We start from the raw sequence: 14,045 nt of genomic DNA, 5'->3' as shown, positions 1-14,045 counted from the left end.
CCCCTATATTTGCGTGCGGCAGTGTTGCCGCACGCTTCCCCGCTTAATTCAACTAATTCAAATTGCTCAGACTGATTAACGCAGGCTGACCAAAGTTTGCAGGACGGTATCTTGCACCTTGATGGTTTGCGAGTTGGCCTGATAAACGCGCTGCGCCACGATCATGTTGACCAGTTCCGTGGTCAGGTCGACGTTGGAGTCTTCCACCGCACGTGCTTGCAACACGCCGAATTGACCGGTAGTCGGCTTGCCGATCAACGGCTCGCCTGCGTCGGACGTCGCTGTGTACAGGTTGCTGCCCAGCGGCTGCAAGCCGTTAGGATTAGCAAAATTGACCAGCAGAACCTGACCCAGAATCTTCGTGTCATTGTTCGAATAGCTGCCCATGATCTGACCGTCTTTACCGATCGAGAAGCTCGACAAGACGCCTGGTTCTTTACCATCCTGGCTTTGCGCGACAGGCGCGAAGTCAGCACCGGTCTGCGTGGTGCCGGCGTAGTTCAGCGTGATACCTGCAGCGGCAAAAGCAGCGCCCGGTTTTGGCGTCAGATTCAGCGTAGCAGCTGGCTGCGCGCTGGTCAGGATGCCGTTGTTGTCGAAAGTCAGCGTACCGACCTTCGCTTGCGTGGCAGGAGCGACAATAGCTGGGTATGGCGCACCATCGACTGTCGTGTAGACATCCCAATTGGTCGCCGTGGCAGTCGACGTTGCGGTGTTCTTTACGTAGTAAGTCTGAACGTTATAGCTGTTACCCAGACTGTCATAGACGGTCACGCCAGTTGTGCTGTTCCACGTTGAGGAATCACCAAAAACGAAGGGTGTCGTTGTGGAGTTGACTCCGGTCAGACGGGAGTCCAGATTCAACTTGGTCGATACGGCAGTCGTCTGCGTAGCGGGAATATTCGAGGTATCGATCTTGAGCGGTACCGGATCACCGCCAACCACCGTACCCAGCCAACCGGTCAGGTAGGCGCCTTTTTCGCTTGGGTTGATGATGTAGCCATCCTTGTCCAGCTGGAACTGACCGTTGCGGCCGTACAGCGGCGCTGCATCGGACAGGCTGCTCTGCATGCGGAAGAAGCCGTCGCCGTTGATGGCGATGTCCAGCGGATTGTTGGTGGTGGTGACGTTACCTTGCGTGAAAGCTTGCTGCACGTTCGCCACGGCTACACCGATACCAACCGGCGAATTGCCGGAACGGTTCATCGAGTTGGCGTACATGTCGGCGAATTGCGCCTGTGCCGATTTGAAACCCACTGTGCTGGCGTTGGCAACGTTATTGCCGATGACGTCGAGGCTCTTCGATGCCCCCGCCAAACCGCTCAGGCCTTGTTGAAAACTCATTTGATTCTCCTTGTGCTGAAAGCGGTCAGTGGATTAAAGAATTTGGACTACGTCGGTAGTCTTGATAGTGCCGATGTTCGATACGTTCAGCTTGACGCCGTCGGCGCCGGTGCTGACGCTGGCGACAGTACCGAATGCCAGTGCCGTCGCGCCGACTGCCGCACCCGCGCTGGTTGCCGACACGGTGAAAGTATAAGTGCCGTCTTTTGCCTGGGTGCCGGCATCGGTTGCGCCGTTCCAGATGATAGGCAACGTGCCTGCTGTCTGCGTACCCAGATCCAGCGAGTGGACGACATTGCCGGCCGAGTCGCGGATGGTGACTTTGACGCTGTCGGCGTTGTCGGCCAATTGCACGCCGAAGATCGCTTTCTGGGTTGTGACGTCATTGCCGCTGGCGTCCTTGGTCGTATCCGATGTCAGCGTGACGTTATTGCCCGGCGCCAGGACGCTATGACCGATCATGTTGGCGGCCTGCAGCGATTGCGATGCGCCCAGATTGCTCATCAGCGACGCCAGAGTCGTGTTCAACTGGCTGATACCGGAAACCGTCGACAGCTGTGCCAGCTGAGTGGTCAGCTGCGAGTTATCCATCGGGTTGGTCGGATCCTGATTTTGCATCTGCACGGTCAGCAGTTTCAGGAAACGTTGCTGAATCGCTTCAGGGCTGTTGTCGTTCAGGCTGGAAGTGCTTGTAGAAGTCTGCGTCCCATTCATGGACGTCAGCAGATCAGAGGAAACAGTAGTCATGATTAGGATCTTCCTTAAGTACCGATAGTGAGGGTTTTCATCAACATATTCTTGGCGGTGTTCATCGTCTCGACGTTGGTCTGATACGAGCGCGAAGCGGAGATCATGTTGACCATCTCCTCTACCGGATTAACGTTCGGCATGGCGACATAGCCGTTGGCATCAGCGAGTGGATGCTTCGGATCGTATGTCAGCTTCGGCGGCGCCTGATCTTCAACGATCTGGTCGACCTTGACGCCGCTGTCGGAAATATTGCCGTAAGGAACAGCCTTGAACACAACTTGTTTGGCCTTGTACGGCTGACCGTTGGGGCTGGTTGCGCTGTCGGCGTTGGCGATATTACTGGCAACGGTATTGAGGCGCTGCGACTGCGCGCTCATGGCCGAGCCGGCAACATTAAAAATATTGGAAAGAGACATGATGATCAGCCCGGTTGGATGGCGGCGAGCAGCGTCTTGATCTGCCCGTTGACGGCCGTAACGCCTGCTTCGTAGCGCACGGCATTGTCGGTAAATTGGTTGCGTTCGACGTCCATGTCGACGGTATTGCCGTCTACGCTACCCTGCGTAACCGTGCGATACAGCAGCGGCGAACCGCCGATACCGCTGTCGCCTGTCGGCTTGCCCGCAATGTGGCCTGCCGAGGTGCGCGCCAGCTCTACCGGCGGCACTTTGGTCGTTTTGCCGTCCATGGCGCCTTGCAGAGTTTTCGCGAAGTCGATATCGCGCGCTTTATAATTGGGCGTGTCGGCATTGGCGATGTTGGATGCCAGCAATTGCTGACGCTGGGCGCGCAAGTTCAGCGCCGTCTCGTTAAACCTCAGATAATCATCCAGTTTTGCGACCATCGATTTCTCCTGAATGCGCCCTTCATAAAGTACGCATTACGCCGATAATGGGATTTAGATACCATTGGATCATACGACCCCACCCAAAACTCGATTGCCCGATAAAGAGATAAATCTATGCCTTGTTCAGCCTTTTGATGAAGGTTGCCGCCATTAGTATTGCTGACACGATGGCCACCTCTTCGGCCGCTAAGGTGTTAAAGTTGTTGTTATGAAATCATTCCTCAAAGCGCTGATGCTGCTTTTGCCTGCCATCGGGTTTTCTGCGCTTGCACAAACGGCAACTCCGGATCCATCCAACTCCCCGCCAAAGCAGAATCTGGGCGCTTTGCAGCAAGTCGCGGAACAGTTCATCAAGATGCAGACTGCCGGCCTCTCCGGGACCGTCAACACCACCGTTGAACCGGTCGACAGCCGCCTGAATCTGGCAGCCTGCGCAGCACCGCAGGCCTTCCTGCCCAATGGCGGGCGCTTGTGGGGCAAAACCACCATCGGCATCAAGTGCACCGCCCCTTCGCCCTGGACGATTTACGTCCGCGCTACCGTGCAAGTCGTCGCCGAATATATTGTCACCGCCACCCCTCTGGCGCAAGGCCAAACCATCGGTCCGAACGACATCACGAAGATCAAAGGCGACCTGTCGAATTTACCCAGCGGCATCATTACCGACGCGTCACAGGCTATCGGCCGCACCGCCAGCATGTCACTGGCAGCAGGTGCGCCATTGCGCCAGGATATTTTGCGCGCCAATCGTGTCGTACAACAAGGACAGTCGGTTCGGATCGTATCCACCGGCCCGGGTTTCCAGATTGCAACTGAAGGCCGCGCCCTGAACAACGCCAGCGAAGGCCAGATAGCACAAGCCCGGACGCCGACCGGACAGGTGGTCAGCGGGGTCGCCAGAGCAGGTGGAATTGTTGAGATTAATTACTGACGGACAACAAACTCTTGCCGGACAAAAAGTATTAAAGTTTGCGGAAAAATCGCCGATAATCTATGCAACAGGCGGGCCAGAGAGCCCTAACCACTCAAGGATGATGCCGTGAACGTTAATGACGCACTTAAAGCTGGCAAAGGTTTACCAGAAGTCGCGCAGCCCCAGCCGCGCACTTCAGGCACGACCGGCGCCAAGACGGATACAGTGAGCGCCGATTCCGCCAATGTACAGCTGTCCGCCCAATACCAGTCGCTTGGTACGAAGGCTGCAGCAGGTCCAAGCGGCAGTTTCGATGCAAAGAAAGTTGCAGAAATCAAAGCAGCAATTGCCAACGGCACCTTCCAGGTTGATCCGGAGAAAGTTGCCAGCGGTCTGTTGGATACCGTGAAAAATCTGATTGGTACACGCAGCAAAGCTTAATGTAATGACAAGCACGACTTCGCAATTGCCCTCTCACTATCTTGCTGAAGAAAAGCAGGTAACGTCACGCCTTGTTGCAACACTGCAGCAAGAGCAAACCCTGCTCAGCGGCAACGGCGACGCGGATGAAATCCCAAACGTCATCAATCAAAAAGCGCAGATCATTGCCGAAATGGCAAGATTGGCAGATCAACGCTATCGCCTGCTGTCGGCAGTCGGTTTTCCTGCAAGCGAAAACGGCATGCAAAGCTGGCTCGATCAACATGGCGCCGAAGCCGACAAGGCTCAGTGGAATGAATTGTTTGAACTGGCGCAAACTGCGCGCGAATTGAATCGCGTCAATGGCACACTGGTCGGCCGTCAGATGGCAATCAACCAAAACGCGTTGAAGATTCTGCAAGGAAGAAGTGGCGGCGGCTCACTCTACGGCCCGGATGGATCGGCCAGCGTCAGCACCACCGGACGTCCGCTTGGCATAGGCTGAGCCAGACATTGATAATAAAAAGACCGCTGATGCGGTCTTTTTTTTATTATGCGCCAAGCTTAGCGCTTGCTAAGGCCTGGCCTTCGGCACACCGTCGGCAATCGGCACTTCGGTGACCTGCTCCGCCAGACGCGACAAAATCATCACATCCACGCGCCGGTTACGCAAACGCCCTTCCGGCGTGTCGTTCGATGCGACCGGCTGATTTGATCCATGCCCCACGGCGGTCAGCCGCATCTCGGCGATCCCCTGATTGCTGAACAGACGTGCAACGGTGCTCGCGCGCACGGCAGAGAGCTCCCAGTTGGATGGAAACACGGCAGTACTGATTTGCGTGTTGTCGGTGTGACCTTCGATCTGGATCGCATGATCGTCATTCTTGAGCACTCTGGCGATGGCGATCAAAGTCTCTTCCGACTCCTTGCTGACCTTGGCGTCGCCAGGCGCAAACAATACATTGGCGTTAATCTCGACATTCACGCCGACACTGGTCTGCGTGACCCGCACCTTCCCCTCCTGCACCAGCGGCGCCAACACTTGCATGATGTCGCGCGCCATGTCCGTCATGCGTTCCTTTTCACGTCGCAAGGCTTCACTGTTTCGCGGCTTTTGCAGGGGAGGAATTTTCGGTGTGGCGGCTTGTTGTGCGCCTTGGCCGCCGGCTTGCACAATCACCGGCGCGGTAGAGATCGGCTCTTTGCCAAAGGCGTTGATCAGCGAGTCGGCGAGGATCTTGTATTTGCCTTCATTGACCTGGGAGATGGCATACATGACCACGAAAAAAGCAAACAGCAGCGTAATGAAGTCGGCATAGGAAACCAGCCAGCGCTCATGATTCTCGTGTTCTTCCTCATGTTTCTTGCGCGCCATGGCTACCGCCCGTTCTCACGTTCTTATGCGTTTTCGAAGTACGACTCGGCCCGCTCCTGAATAACCCGCGGATTGTCGCCACTGGCGATGCCGAACAAACTGTCGGCCACCATCTCTCGTCTGAGCACTTCTGCGGCCAACAGTTCTTTCAGTTTATTGGCAACCGGCAAGAAGAATAAATTGGCCAGCCCTACGCCGTAAATCGTAGCAACGAACGCGACGGCAATCCCGCCGCCCAGACGCGCCGGATCGGCCAGATTTTCCATGACATGAATCAAACCTAGCACGGCGCCGAGAATACCGATGGTCGGCGAATAGCCGCCGGCGGCTTCCCAGATCTTCAACGCCTGGCGCTGCCGGGTTTCATAAGTAGAAATGTCGATCTCGAGAATTTCGAGCAGTTTGGCAGGCGTGATGCCATCGATCAGAAGACGCAGCCCTTTCTTGATGAAAGGATCGTTTGTGTCGTTCATGTGCTCCTCCAGATGCAGCAAGCCCTCGCGACGCGAAATGGTGCTCCAGAGCGAGATGTTTTCGATCAGTTTACGATGATCGTGAACAGGGGGAGAAAAGACCGAAGCGATCAACTTCACGCCGAGCATGAAATTGTCGAGTCTGGTTTGCAGAAGAACGGCGCCGACGGTGCCGGCAAAGACGATCAGAAATGCCGTCGGCTGCAAGATGGAACTGAGATGACCGCCTTCCAACACCTGCCCCAGAAAGATTCCTCCCAAGGCTAACGCCAAACCGCCTATGCTACTCCAGTCCACGCTTGCTCCCTCAAGGTCGAGCGCATGCGAGCAATCGCCTGACTATGCAACTGGCATACTCGTGACTCGGACACGCCCATGACGGCGCCGATTTCTTTCAGGTTCATTTCCTGCTCGTAGTACAAGCCCATCAGGATCTTTTCACGCTCCGGCAAAGCCTTGATCGAATCGATCACTGCTTCGCGGAAACCGCCGTTGATCAGATTCTGCAGCGGGTCGTCGTTCTGGCTGGTCTGATAGCGATCGAGAAAATGCTCATGACCGCCTTCAGCGTCATGGAAATCTTCGTAATAGATCAGTTGATGGCCGCCGCATTCGGTCAGCATCTCCTGATATTCGTTCAGACTCATCTTGAGCTGCTTGGCGACTTCCGTCTCTTGCGGCGGCCGGCCCAATTGCTGCATCAGAACATGGATCGCATCTTCGATCTTGCGCGTGCTTTGACGGATGCTGCGCGGCAGCCAGTCGCTGCTGCGCAACTCGTCGAGCATGGCGCCGCGGATACGCTGCACCGCATAAGTTTCGAACTGCGCGCCATGCGTTTCTTCATAGCGATTGACAGCATCAAGCAGGCCGATCATGCCGGCTTGAATCAAGTCGTCCACTTCCACGCTCGGTGGAAGTTTTGCCTTCATCTGATGCGCCAGCTTTTTTACCAGCGGCGCATGCAGCTGCAGCAAATGATTCTTGTCCGTCTTGCCATTGACGTTATACATAACACGTCATACTCCGAGACTTGCACCATCGGTTGCCATACCGTACGTGCCCTTGGTGAGATTGGAAAGCGAGAACTGATTGGCCAAACGCTTAAATGCAACTGTTGCGCCGGTCAGAGGAAATGCCTCCAGCACGGTGCGGCCCTGCCCCGAAGCGCGGCGGATATGCTCGTCGGCCGGGATCGAACCCATGAAATTCAATTGTGCCGCCAGATAACGATTGGCTGCCTGCGCCATGTTGGCGAACACCATTTGCGCTTCCGCATCCGATCCGCCGGTGACCAGCAGATTGAAGGGGCGACGCCCCAGGCGGTCGCTCAGACTCTTGATCAGGACGTAAGCCGACTTGATGGAAGTTGCGCTGGTCGACATGTGGACGACGATCTCACCCATTTCCATTGCCGGCACCGGCAATACGTCATCATCGTTCAACTCGCCATTGACGAGCGTGATGTCTGATTCGGCTGTGAGCGCATCGAAAATTGCGGCCAGGCGGGAAGCTTGCGGATGCGTGGCTGCAGACACGTTTTTACGCGACAAGCGCGCCAATGCAAAACCTTCAGGCACCAGACGCACCGCTTCGTCGAGATGACGCTCCTGACGCGCGACGTCGAGCAGGCTCGCTACGGTCAGTCCGCCAAACCGGGACAAGATGCTCGAGGGCGTCATGCAAGCGTCGACCAGCAAGGCGTTGCAGTCATTCGCGGCCAGAGAAGCAGCCAGATTGATCAGCATCGCGCCTTTTTCGTCGTCGGGTAATACCGAGAAGAAACTGAACACGCGCGGCGTCGGACGCTCCAGCATCCGGCGCAGTCCTTCCGCTTGATCAACATCATAGCTAGCCAAGGATCACCTCCCGCAGGCTTTTATCGTTCATGGCCGTTGCTGTCGGTCCGACAACAACGGGCAACTCTGCATCCTGAAACTCGAACGGCGCGGTTTCACGTTTCAGTTTAAAGGCCCGGTCAGCCAGGTACAACTTGTTGGCGACGTGCAAGTCTTCAGGAACGCGCTGACCGTTTGCAACGTAGTACAGATTCAGTTTTTGACGGATGACAACATCAAGCACGTTGCCGATAGTCGCTGCTTCATCCAGTTTGGTGATGATGCAGCCGGCCAGGCCGTCGCCGGAATACGCGCTCACCACTTCATTGAGCGTGCCGCCGGTGGCTGTTGCATTGAGGCAAAGCAGGCGTTTGATCTCAGTGCCGGCGCCGGACAGCATGGCTGCCTGTTCGGCAACCATCTGATCGCGCTGGCCCATGCCTGCCGTATCGATTAGGACAGTATGTTTGCCGCTCAGTTCGTCCAAAGCGATACGTAAATCAGCTTCATCTTTCACCGAGTGCACCATGACGCCGAGAATCTTGCCGTAAATGCGCAATTGTTCGTAGCCGCCGATACGGTAACCGTCGGTAGTAATCAAGGCCAGCTTGCCCGGACCGTGGCGCATCACACAACGCGCCGCCAGCTTGGCAGTCGTGGTCGTTTTGCCAACACCGGTCGGACCGACCAGTGCGTAGACGCCACCCTCTTCCAGCAATTCGTTTTCGTTGGCCATGGTCATCAGATTCTTGGCCAGCACCGATTTCACCCAGAACATCGCGTCTTGCGACTTCGGATTCTGCGGCAGATTTTCCGTAATCAGACGCGACAGACTGGCGCTGAAACCGGCTGCCAGCATTTCACGCATGATGGCGGCCTTGGCCGGCTCACGCTTTTGCGTGCCGCCCCAGGAAATTTCCGCCAGCTGGGTTTCCAGCACGCCGCGCATGGAACGGATTTCGGTCATCACGTCGGACAGAATCTCGTCGTAATCCTTGCCGTCGAATTCAGCCATGATTGGCGATTGCTTCGGACGCTGTGCGGATGGCGAAGCGGGCGCGGCAGACGAAGCAGGACGCTGCTGCTGAGCGCTCTCTTGCTGTTCCCTGGCGCTGGCGCGCGCGGCATTGCGGGTGCGCCATACGCGTGCTTCCGCCTGTGCGGCGCTGTGTTCGATCGCGTTCGATTCGACACCCAGCCCCTGATGCTCGACGCGGCGCGGCACAGCAGCCTGCGGCTGAACCGGCTGCGCGGGAGGTCGTCGCACAGCCGGGCGCGGCATCGCGTCCTTGGCCATGGCCGGCACCACCAGCGAAGACATGTCTTCGTTTGCCATCGCCAGAATCTCGACACCATCTTCGATATTACGATTGGAGAGGATGACCGCATCCGGACCAAGCGCTTCGCGAACCTGGCGCCATGCATCGCGCGACGAACCTGCAATAAATTTTTTAACGTTCATGCTTGCCCTCCAACTAGGCTAGTAACTTTAATCGTTTTCGAATCAGGAACTTCAGCGTGCGACAGCACCCGGAGCTGCGGCATTGCACGTCGCAGGAAGCGCGACAGCAATGCTCGTAACGGTGCCGGGACCAACAATACCGGGGTCAAACCCAATTGCTCTTGATGACGTGCTGCATTCTCTGTCTGTGTAATCAGCGCATCGGCCAGACCCGGCTCGATACCGCCTCCATCCGGACCGCTGGCTTGCATTGCCTGCATCAGCAGGCGTTCGAGCTTGCCGTCGAGCGCCATGACGGACAGCTCTGCTTCGGTCGGGAAAATCTGCTGCACAATCGCGCGGCCCAAGGCAATACGCACGATGGCGGTAAGTTCGTTCGGCTCCTGCACCCGTGCTGCATTTTCGGCCAGGGTTTCGATAATAGTCCGCATATCCCGAATATGCACGCCTTCGATGAGCAGGTTTTGCAACACTTTCTGCACCGTGCCCAGCGGCAAAAGTTTTGGCACCAGATCTTCGACCAGCTTTGGCGCATCTTTGGCGATATGGTCGAGCAGTTGCTGCACTTCCTGACGGCCGAGCAGTTCCGCGGCGTGCAGGGTAATCAGGTGATTCAGGTGAGTAGCGATAACGGTGCCCGTATCCACCACGGTGTAACCCATGGTCTGCGCCATTTCGCGCATGCTGCTTTCGATCCAGACCGCAGGAAGACCGAAGGCCGGATCGCTGGTCATCAGACCTGGCAACGGCCCGGTCACCATGCCGGGATTGATTGCCAGGAACTGGCCGAAGTTGGCTTCGCCTTTGCCGATTTCCACCCCCTTCAAAGCGATGCGGTAGGCAGACGGCTTCAATTCCAGATTGTCACGGATGTGAACCGGTGGCGACAGGAAGCCGACTTCCTGCGCGAATTTTTTACGGATGCCCTTGATACGGCGCAAGAGTTCGCCGCCCTGCCCTTTGTCCACCAGCGGAATCAGGCGATAGCCCACTTCCAGACCGAGCGTATCGACCGGCAGAATATCTTGCCAGGTCGCTTCTTCGATTTCAGGCGCAACAGCAGCCGGTGTCGGCATTTCGGTCTGGACAGCGGCTTCCTGGATACGCTTGCCGACCATATAGGCAGAACCCGCCAGAATGATCGCCAGCAAGATGAAAGCGATGTGCGGCATGCCAGGGATCAGGCCCATGCCGCCAATAATGATGGCGGTCAGGTACAAGACTTCCGGTTTGGCGAACAATTGATTGATCAGCTGGCCGCCGACGTCCTGATCGTTGGCCACGCGGGACACCACGACACCAGCTGCAGTCGAGATGATCAGAGAAGGAATCTGCGCCACCAGGCCGTCACCGATGGCCAGCAGGGTGTAGTTCTTGAGCGCCATGTCGAACGCCAGATCATGCTGGATCATACCGACCACCAGACCGCCGACGATGTTGACGACGGTGACGATAATGCCGGCAACGGCATCGCCGCGCACGTACTTGCTGGCACCGTCCATCGCCCCGTAGAATTCGGCTTCCTGAGCGACTTCCTTGCGGCGCGCACGCGCTTCAGGCTCGCCGATCATCCCTGCGTTCAGGTCGGCATCGATCGCCATCTGCTTACCAGGCATCGCATCCAGAGTGAAGCGCGCGCCCACTTCGGCGATACGGCCGGCACCCTTGGTGACGACGGTAAAGTTGATGATGGTCAGGATGATAAACACCACGATACCGACGGTGTAATTACCGCCGATCAGGAAGTGGCCGAAGGCCTCAATCACTTTACCTGCGGCGTCCGGTCCGGTGTGGCCTTCGGTCAGCACGACGCGGGTGGAGGCGACGTTGAGCGACAGACGCAGCATCGTGCTGACCAGCAGCACCGCCGGGAAGGCGACGAAGTCCAGCGGCTTGACGGTGTACAAGGCGGTCAGCAGAACGATGACAGACAGCGAGATGTTGAAGCTGAACAGGATATCCAGTGCAAACGCCGGCAGCGGCAGCACCATCATCGCCAGCATCATGACGATCAGGATAGGCGCAGCCAGCGCCTTGGTATGCTTGACCGGCACCCAGGCCGGCAGTTTCATGCTGCTGATATTGTTCAGATTCATCGTGCTGCCCTAGCTCGGATGGCAGCGATTGCAGCCTTGCGTTTGTACAAAGGATCGTCCATTTCTTTCGGCACATCCAGATCATGCGGCTCTTCCGGACGGACACCGCCACCGGCGCTATAAGTGCGCAGCTGGAAGATGTAGGCCAGCACTTCCGCCACGGCGGTATAGAGCGCTTCTGGAATTTCGTCGCCGATTTCAGTGTGGTAATGCAAGGCACGCGCCAGCGGTGGGGCCTCGAGAATAGGTACTTTGTGCTCGCGCGCCAGTTCGCGGATCTTTGCGGCAACCGCTTCGGTACCCTTGGCGACGACAGTCGGCGCAGACATGGCACCTTCGCTGTACTTGAGCGCAACGGCAAAGTGCGTCGGGTTGGTCACCACAACGTCTGCGGTCGGCACGTTGGACATCATGCGGCGGCGAGCGGCGGCACGCTGCAGTTGGCGAATCTTGCCCTTGATTTGCGGGTTACCGTCGGACTCCTTGTGCTCGTCCTTGACTTCCTGACGGGTCATTTTCAGCTTGCGGTTGTAGCTCCACAGCTGATAAGGCACATCGATGGCGGCGATCACGATCAGCGCGCACACCATCATGATGAAGCTGGACCACAACAGATGGGGCATGTGGCTGCTGCTGGTCTCCAGCGGTTCGACGCTGAGATTGAGCACCGCATCGATATGGCTCTTCATGGCCAGCCACGCAACCGTGCCTACCAGGAGGGTCTTCAGAATGCTCTTGCCAAGCTCGACCGCGGAATTGATGGAAAACATGTTCGTGATGCCCGAGATCGGGTTCATGCGGCTGAACTTGGGAACCAGCGAGCTGCCGTTGAACAGCCAGCCGCCAAGAATCAGCGGGGATGCCACTGCGGCCAGCGTCATCATGAAGGCGATGGGGATCAAGGCGACGGCGATTTCCATGAAATGCCCGCTCAGGTGATTGAACAGCAGCACCGGATCGTAGGCCATATCACGCTCGAAAGTCATGGTCGATACCATGATGCGGTTCAGGCTGGTGACCAGGGGGCCGGTAAACATCCAGACCGTCGCGCCACCGATCAGCAAGGTGACGCACGTAGCCATCTCGCGTGAACGCGGCACGTCGCCTTGCTCACGAGCTTTTTCAACGCGTTTGCTCGTGGGCTGTTCGGTCCGTTCCTGATCGCTATCTTCGGCCACTGCCGCTCCCCTGTATTGCTGCTTTCCGCTTGTAAGGACGGAATTTTGAAACTATCAGGGAGAATTATTGGCGACGGGGGCCTTGTATCATCGCGGGAATAAGGGGCGAAACGCCCCGTATTTCGAGGTAGGAAAAGCACGCCAAGTCTGCCTTCAGGGGGAGATGACAGAAATCGCAGAGGGAGAAACCTGCACCGGACTGAGAATTTATGCCCTGCCCGGCGAGGTTTGTTGCAAAAAATTAACTACTCGACAACTTAAAAACCAAGACTTTCCAGCAAATCGTCGACCTGGCTTTGATTGGCAATGACGTTGGTGCCGGTCGGATTGATCTGCGGGCCATTCAGCAAGCCGTCGTCTTCACGTTTTGCTTCCGGCGGCGAATAGTCCACCAGCAATTGCACCAGTTGACTTTCGATGTCATGCGCCAGCGCGGTGACACGCTTGATCACCTGCCCTGTCAAATCCTGAAAATCCTGCGCCATCATGATGTCCAGCAGTTGCTGCTTGGTCAGACTGACGTTTTCGCGGGTCGAACTCAGGTATTGCTGGGTCTTCTCCGCCATGGCGCGATACGCCTCTTCGGAGAAACCGGCTTCGGTGACAGCTTGCCATTCCGCAGCCAGACTGCCGGCGCCATCGCCGATGGCATCCTGCATCGGGCCGGCCGTCTCGGTCGCGTTCAGCACGCGCTGCGCGGCCTTCTCCGTCATCATCGCCACATATTCGAGGCGATCACGCGCGTCGGGCATATCGCTCGCGGCCTTTTCCAGCAGACGATCAAAACCCAGGCCGCGCAGATTGTCGTGCAAGCTGCGCGTCATGTGGCCGATACGGGCCAGGAACTGGTCTTGCTGATCCGCTCCCGGAGGAACTGCTCCTTGGGACGCCGTATCCACGTTAGCCTCCGGCATCCATCTTTTCAAAGATCTTGCCGAGCTTTTCGTCCAGCGTCGCGGCCGTGAACGGCTTGACCACGTAGCCATTGGCGCCCGCTTGCGCAGCGGCAACAATGTTTTCCTTCTTGGCTTCAGCGGTCACCATCAAGACCGGGAGCTTCGCCAGCGCCGGATCTTTACGGATTTCCTGCAACATGGTCAGACCGTCCATGTTAGGCATGTTCCAATCGGAAACCACGAAGTCGAACTGATCGCTGCGCAGCTTGTGCAGAGCCTGCACGCCATCTTCGGCTTCATCCACGTTGGTGTAACCCAGCTCTTTGAGCAGGTTCCGGACGATGCGGCGCATCGTGGAGAAATCGTCTACAACGAGAAACTTGGTATTTGGGCCTGCCATGACTATTACTCCATTGGATCAATACAATTGTTGACGATAACGACACTAATACA

The 14,045-nt window shown here is 56.9% G+C and carries 16 protein-coding genes; 3 read left to right on the top strand and 13 right to left on the bottom strand.

The window, feature by feature from the left end; all coding sequences use genetic code 11:
* Positions 1-75: 75 nt before the first annotated feature.
* From flgE to flgB, 4 genes are read right to left on the bottom strand one after another with little or no spacing between them, the layout of a single operon-like run.
* Positions 76-1,344 carry a flagellar hook protein FlgE gene (flgE, locus tag AC1RN6_RS10230; protein ID WP_493005085.1) on the bottom strand — a complete coding sequence of 423 codons (1,269 nt, stop codon included), beginning with the start codon at positions 1,342-1,344 and terminating at the stop codon, positions 76-78.
* A gap of 33 nt (positions 1,345-1,377) precedes the next feature.
* Positions 1,378-2,091, bottom strand: coding sequence for a flagellar hook assembly protein FlgD (locus tag AC1RN6_RS10225; protein WP_493005084.1), 714 nt, complete (start codon positions 2,089-2,091; stop codon positions 1,378-1,380).
* A gap of 14 nt (positions 2,092-2,105) precedes the next feature.
* On the bottom strand, positions 2,106-2,510 hold the full coding sequence (gene flgC / locus AC1RN6_RS10220; RefSeq protein ID WP_007882609.1) for a flagellar basal body rod protein FlgC: 405 nt from the start codon (positions 2,508-2,510) through the stop codon (positions 2,106-2,108).
* A gap of 5 nt (positions 2,511-2,515) precedes the next feature.
* Positions 2,516-2,938: a flagellar basal body rod protein FlgB gene (gene flgB / locus AC1RN6_RS10215; RefSeq protein WP_050476018.1), complete on the bottom strand. Its 423-nt coding sequence runs from the start codon at positions 2,936-2,938 to the stop codon at positions 2,516-2,518.
* 211 nt (positions 2,939-3,149) lie between these two features.
* Between flgB and flgA the strand changes: the two genes are divergently transcribed.
* The 3 genes from flgA (at position 3,150) to AC1RN6_RS10200 (ending at position 4,779) form a co-directional block, all read left to right on the top strand.
* Positions 3,150-3,872 (top strand): flagellar basal body P-ring formation chaperone FlgA, encoded by a 723-nt coding sequence (flgA, locus tag AC1RN6_RS10210; protein ID WP_493005082.1) that lies wholly within the window; start codon positions 3,150-3,152, stop codon positions 3,870-3,872.
* Positions 3,873-3,980: 108 nt separating this feature from the next.
* The gene (gene flgM / locus AC1RN6_RS10205) at positions 3,981-4,295 is read left to right on the top strand and encodes a flagellar biosynthesis anti-sigma factor FlgM (protein WP_493005081.1); all 315 of its coding nucleotides are present in this window, start codon (positions 3,981-3,983) and stop codon (positions 4,293-4,295) included.
* 4 nt (positions 4,296-4,299) lie between these two features.
* On the top strand, positions 4,300-4,779 hold the full coding sequence (locus AC1RN6_RS10200; RefSeq protein ID WP_493005079.1) for a flagella synthesis protein FlgN: 480 nt from the start codon (positions 4,300-4,302) through the stop codon (positions 4,777-4,779).
* Between the two features lie 69 nt (positions 4,780-4,848).
* On the opposite strand, the gene motD is transcribed toward AC1RN6_RS10200, so the two are convergent.
* The 9 genes from motD to cheY form a co-directional block, all read right to left on the bottom strand.
* Positions 4,849-5,649, bottom strand: a complete 801-nt coding sequence (gene motD / locus AC1RN6_RS10195) for a flagellar motor protein MotD (RefSeq protein WP_493005078.1) — start codon at positions 5,647-5,649, stop codon at positions 4,849-4,851.
* A 23-nt stretch (positions 5,650-5,672) separates the two neighbouring features.
* Positions 5,673-6,419 carry a flagellar motor protein gene (locus tag AC1RN6_RS10190; protein WP_493005077.1) on the bottom strand — a complete coding sequence of 249 codons (747 nt, stop codon included), beginning with the start codon at positions 6,417-6,419 and terminating at the stop codon, positions 5,673-5,675.
* Entirely contained in the window at positions 6,401-7,135 is a 735-nt protein-coding gene (locus AC1RN6_RS10185; protein ID WP_094563292.1) for an RNA polymerase sigma factor FliA, read from the bottom strand. Before AC1RN6_RS10185 ends, AC1RN6_RS10190 begins: the two co-directional genes overlap by 19 nt.
* Before the next feature lie 6 nt (positions 7,136-7,141).
* Positions 7,142-7,939 carry a MinD/ParA family ATP-binding protein gene (locus tag AC1RN6_RS10180; protein WP_493005879.1) on the bottom strand — a complete coding sequence of 266 codons (798 nt, stop codon included), beginning with the start codon at positions 7,937-7,939 and terminating at the stop codon, positions 7,142-7,144.
* Positions 7,940-7,973: 34 nt separating this feature from the next.
* On the bottom strand, positions 7,974-9,422 hold the full coding sequence (gene flhF, locus AC1RN6_RS10175) for a flagellar biosynthesis GTPase FlhF (RefSeq protein ID WP_493005075.1): 1,449 nt from the start codon (positions 9,420-9,422) through the stop codon (positions 7,974-7,976).
* The gene (gene flhA / locus AC1RN6_RS10170) at positions 9,419-11,518 is read right to left on the bottom strand and encodes a flagellar biosynthesis protein FlhA (protein WP_493005073.1); all 2,100 of its coding nucleotides are present in this window, start codon (positions 11,516-11,518) and stop codon (positions 9,419-9,421) included. Before flhA ends, flhF begins: the two co-directional genes overlap by 4 nt.
* Positions 11,515-12,696: a flagellar biosynthesis protein FlhB gene (flhB, locus tag AC1RN6_RS10165; RefSeq protein WP_493005071.1), complete on the bottom strand. Its 1,182-nt coding sequence runs from the start codon at positions 12,694-12,696 to the stop codon at positions 11,515-11,517. The genes flhA and flhB overlap by 4 nt, the downstream gene beginning before the upstream one ends.
* A gap of 257 nt (positions 12,697-12,953) precedes the next feature.
* Positions 12,954-13,610, bottom strand: coding sequence for a protein phosphatase CheZ (gene cheZ, locus AC1RN6_RS10160; RefSeq protein WP_493005069.1), 657 nt, complete (start codon positions 13,608-13,610; stop codon positions 12,954-12,956).
* Entirely contained in the window at positions 13,597-13,992 is a 396-nt protein-coding gene (gene cheY / locus AC1RN6_RS10155; protein WP_050476007.1) for a chemotaxis response regulator CheY, read from the bottom strand. Before cheY ends, cheZ begins: the two co-directional genes overlap by 14 nt.
* Positions 13,993-14,045 lie beyond the last annotated feature (53 nt).

The sequence above is a fragment of the Herbaspirillum sp. GW822-FHT03A08 genome (assembly GCF_058801885.1).
This window is presented reverse-complemented; position numbering and strand designations above follow the sequence as displayed.

Coding starts and splice junctions, on each gene's coding strand:
- flgE (WP_493005085.1), bottom strand. CDS start 1,344: ATGAGTTTTCAACAAGGCCTGAGCGGTTTGGCGGGGGCATCGAAGAGC.
- AC1RN6_RS10225 (WP_493005084.1), bottom strand. CDS start 2,091: ATGACTACTGTTTCCTCTGATCTGCTGACGTCCATGAATGGGACGCAG.
- flgC (WP_007882609.1), bottom strand. CDS start 2,510: ATGTCTCTTTCCAATATTTTTAATGTTGCCGGCTCGGCCATGAGCGCG.
- flgB (WP_050476018.1), bottom strand. CDS start 2,938: ATGGTCGCAAAACTGGATGATTATCTGAGGTTTAACGAGACGGCGCTG.
- flgA (WP_493005082.1), top strand. CDS start 3,150: ATGAAATCATTCCTCAAAGCGCTGATGCTGCTTTTGCCTGCCATCGGG.
- AC1RN6_RS10200 (WP_493005079.1), top strand. CDS start 4,300: ATGACAAGCACGACTTCGCAATTGCCCTCTCACTATCTTGCTGAAGAA.
- motD (WP_493005078.1), bottom strand. CDS start 5,649: ATGGCGCGCAAGAAACATGAGGAAGAACACGAGAATCATGAGCGCTGG.
- AC1RN6_RS10185 (WP_094563292.1), bottom strand. CDS start 7,135: ATGTATAACGTCAATGGCAAGACGGACAAGAATCATTTGCTGCAGCTG.
- AC1RN6_RS10180 (WP_493005879.1), bottom strand. CDS start 7,939: ATGCTGGAGCGTCCGACGCCGCGCGTGTTCAGTTTCTTCTCGGTATTA.
- flhF (WP_493005075.1), bottom strand. CDS start 9,422: ATGAACGTTAAAAAATTTATTGCAGGTTCGTCGCGCGATGCATGGCGC.
- flhA (WP_493005073.1), bottom strand. CDS start 11,518: ATGAATCTGAACAATATCAGCAGCATGAAACTGCCGGCCTGGGTGCCG.
- cheZ (WP_493005069.1), bottom strand. CDS start 13,610: ATGCCGGAGGCTAACGTGGATACGGCGTCCCAAGGAGCAGTTCCTCCG.
- cheY (WP_050476007.1), bottom strand. CDS start 13,992: ATGGCAGGCCCAAATACCAAGTTTCTCGTTGTAGACGATTTCTCCACG.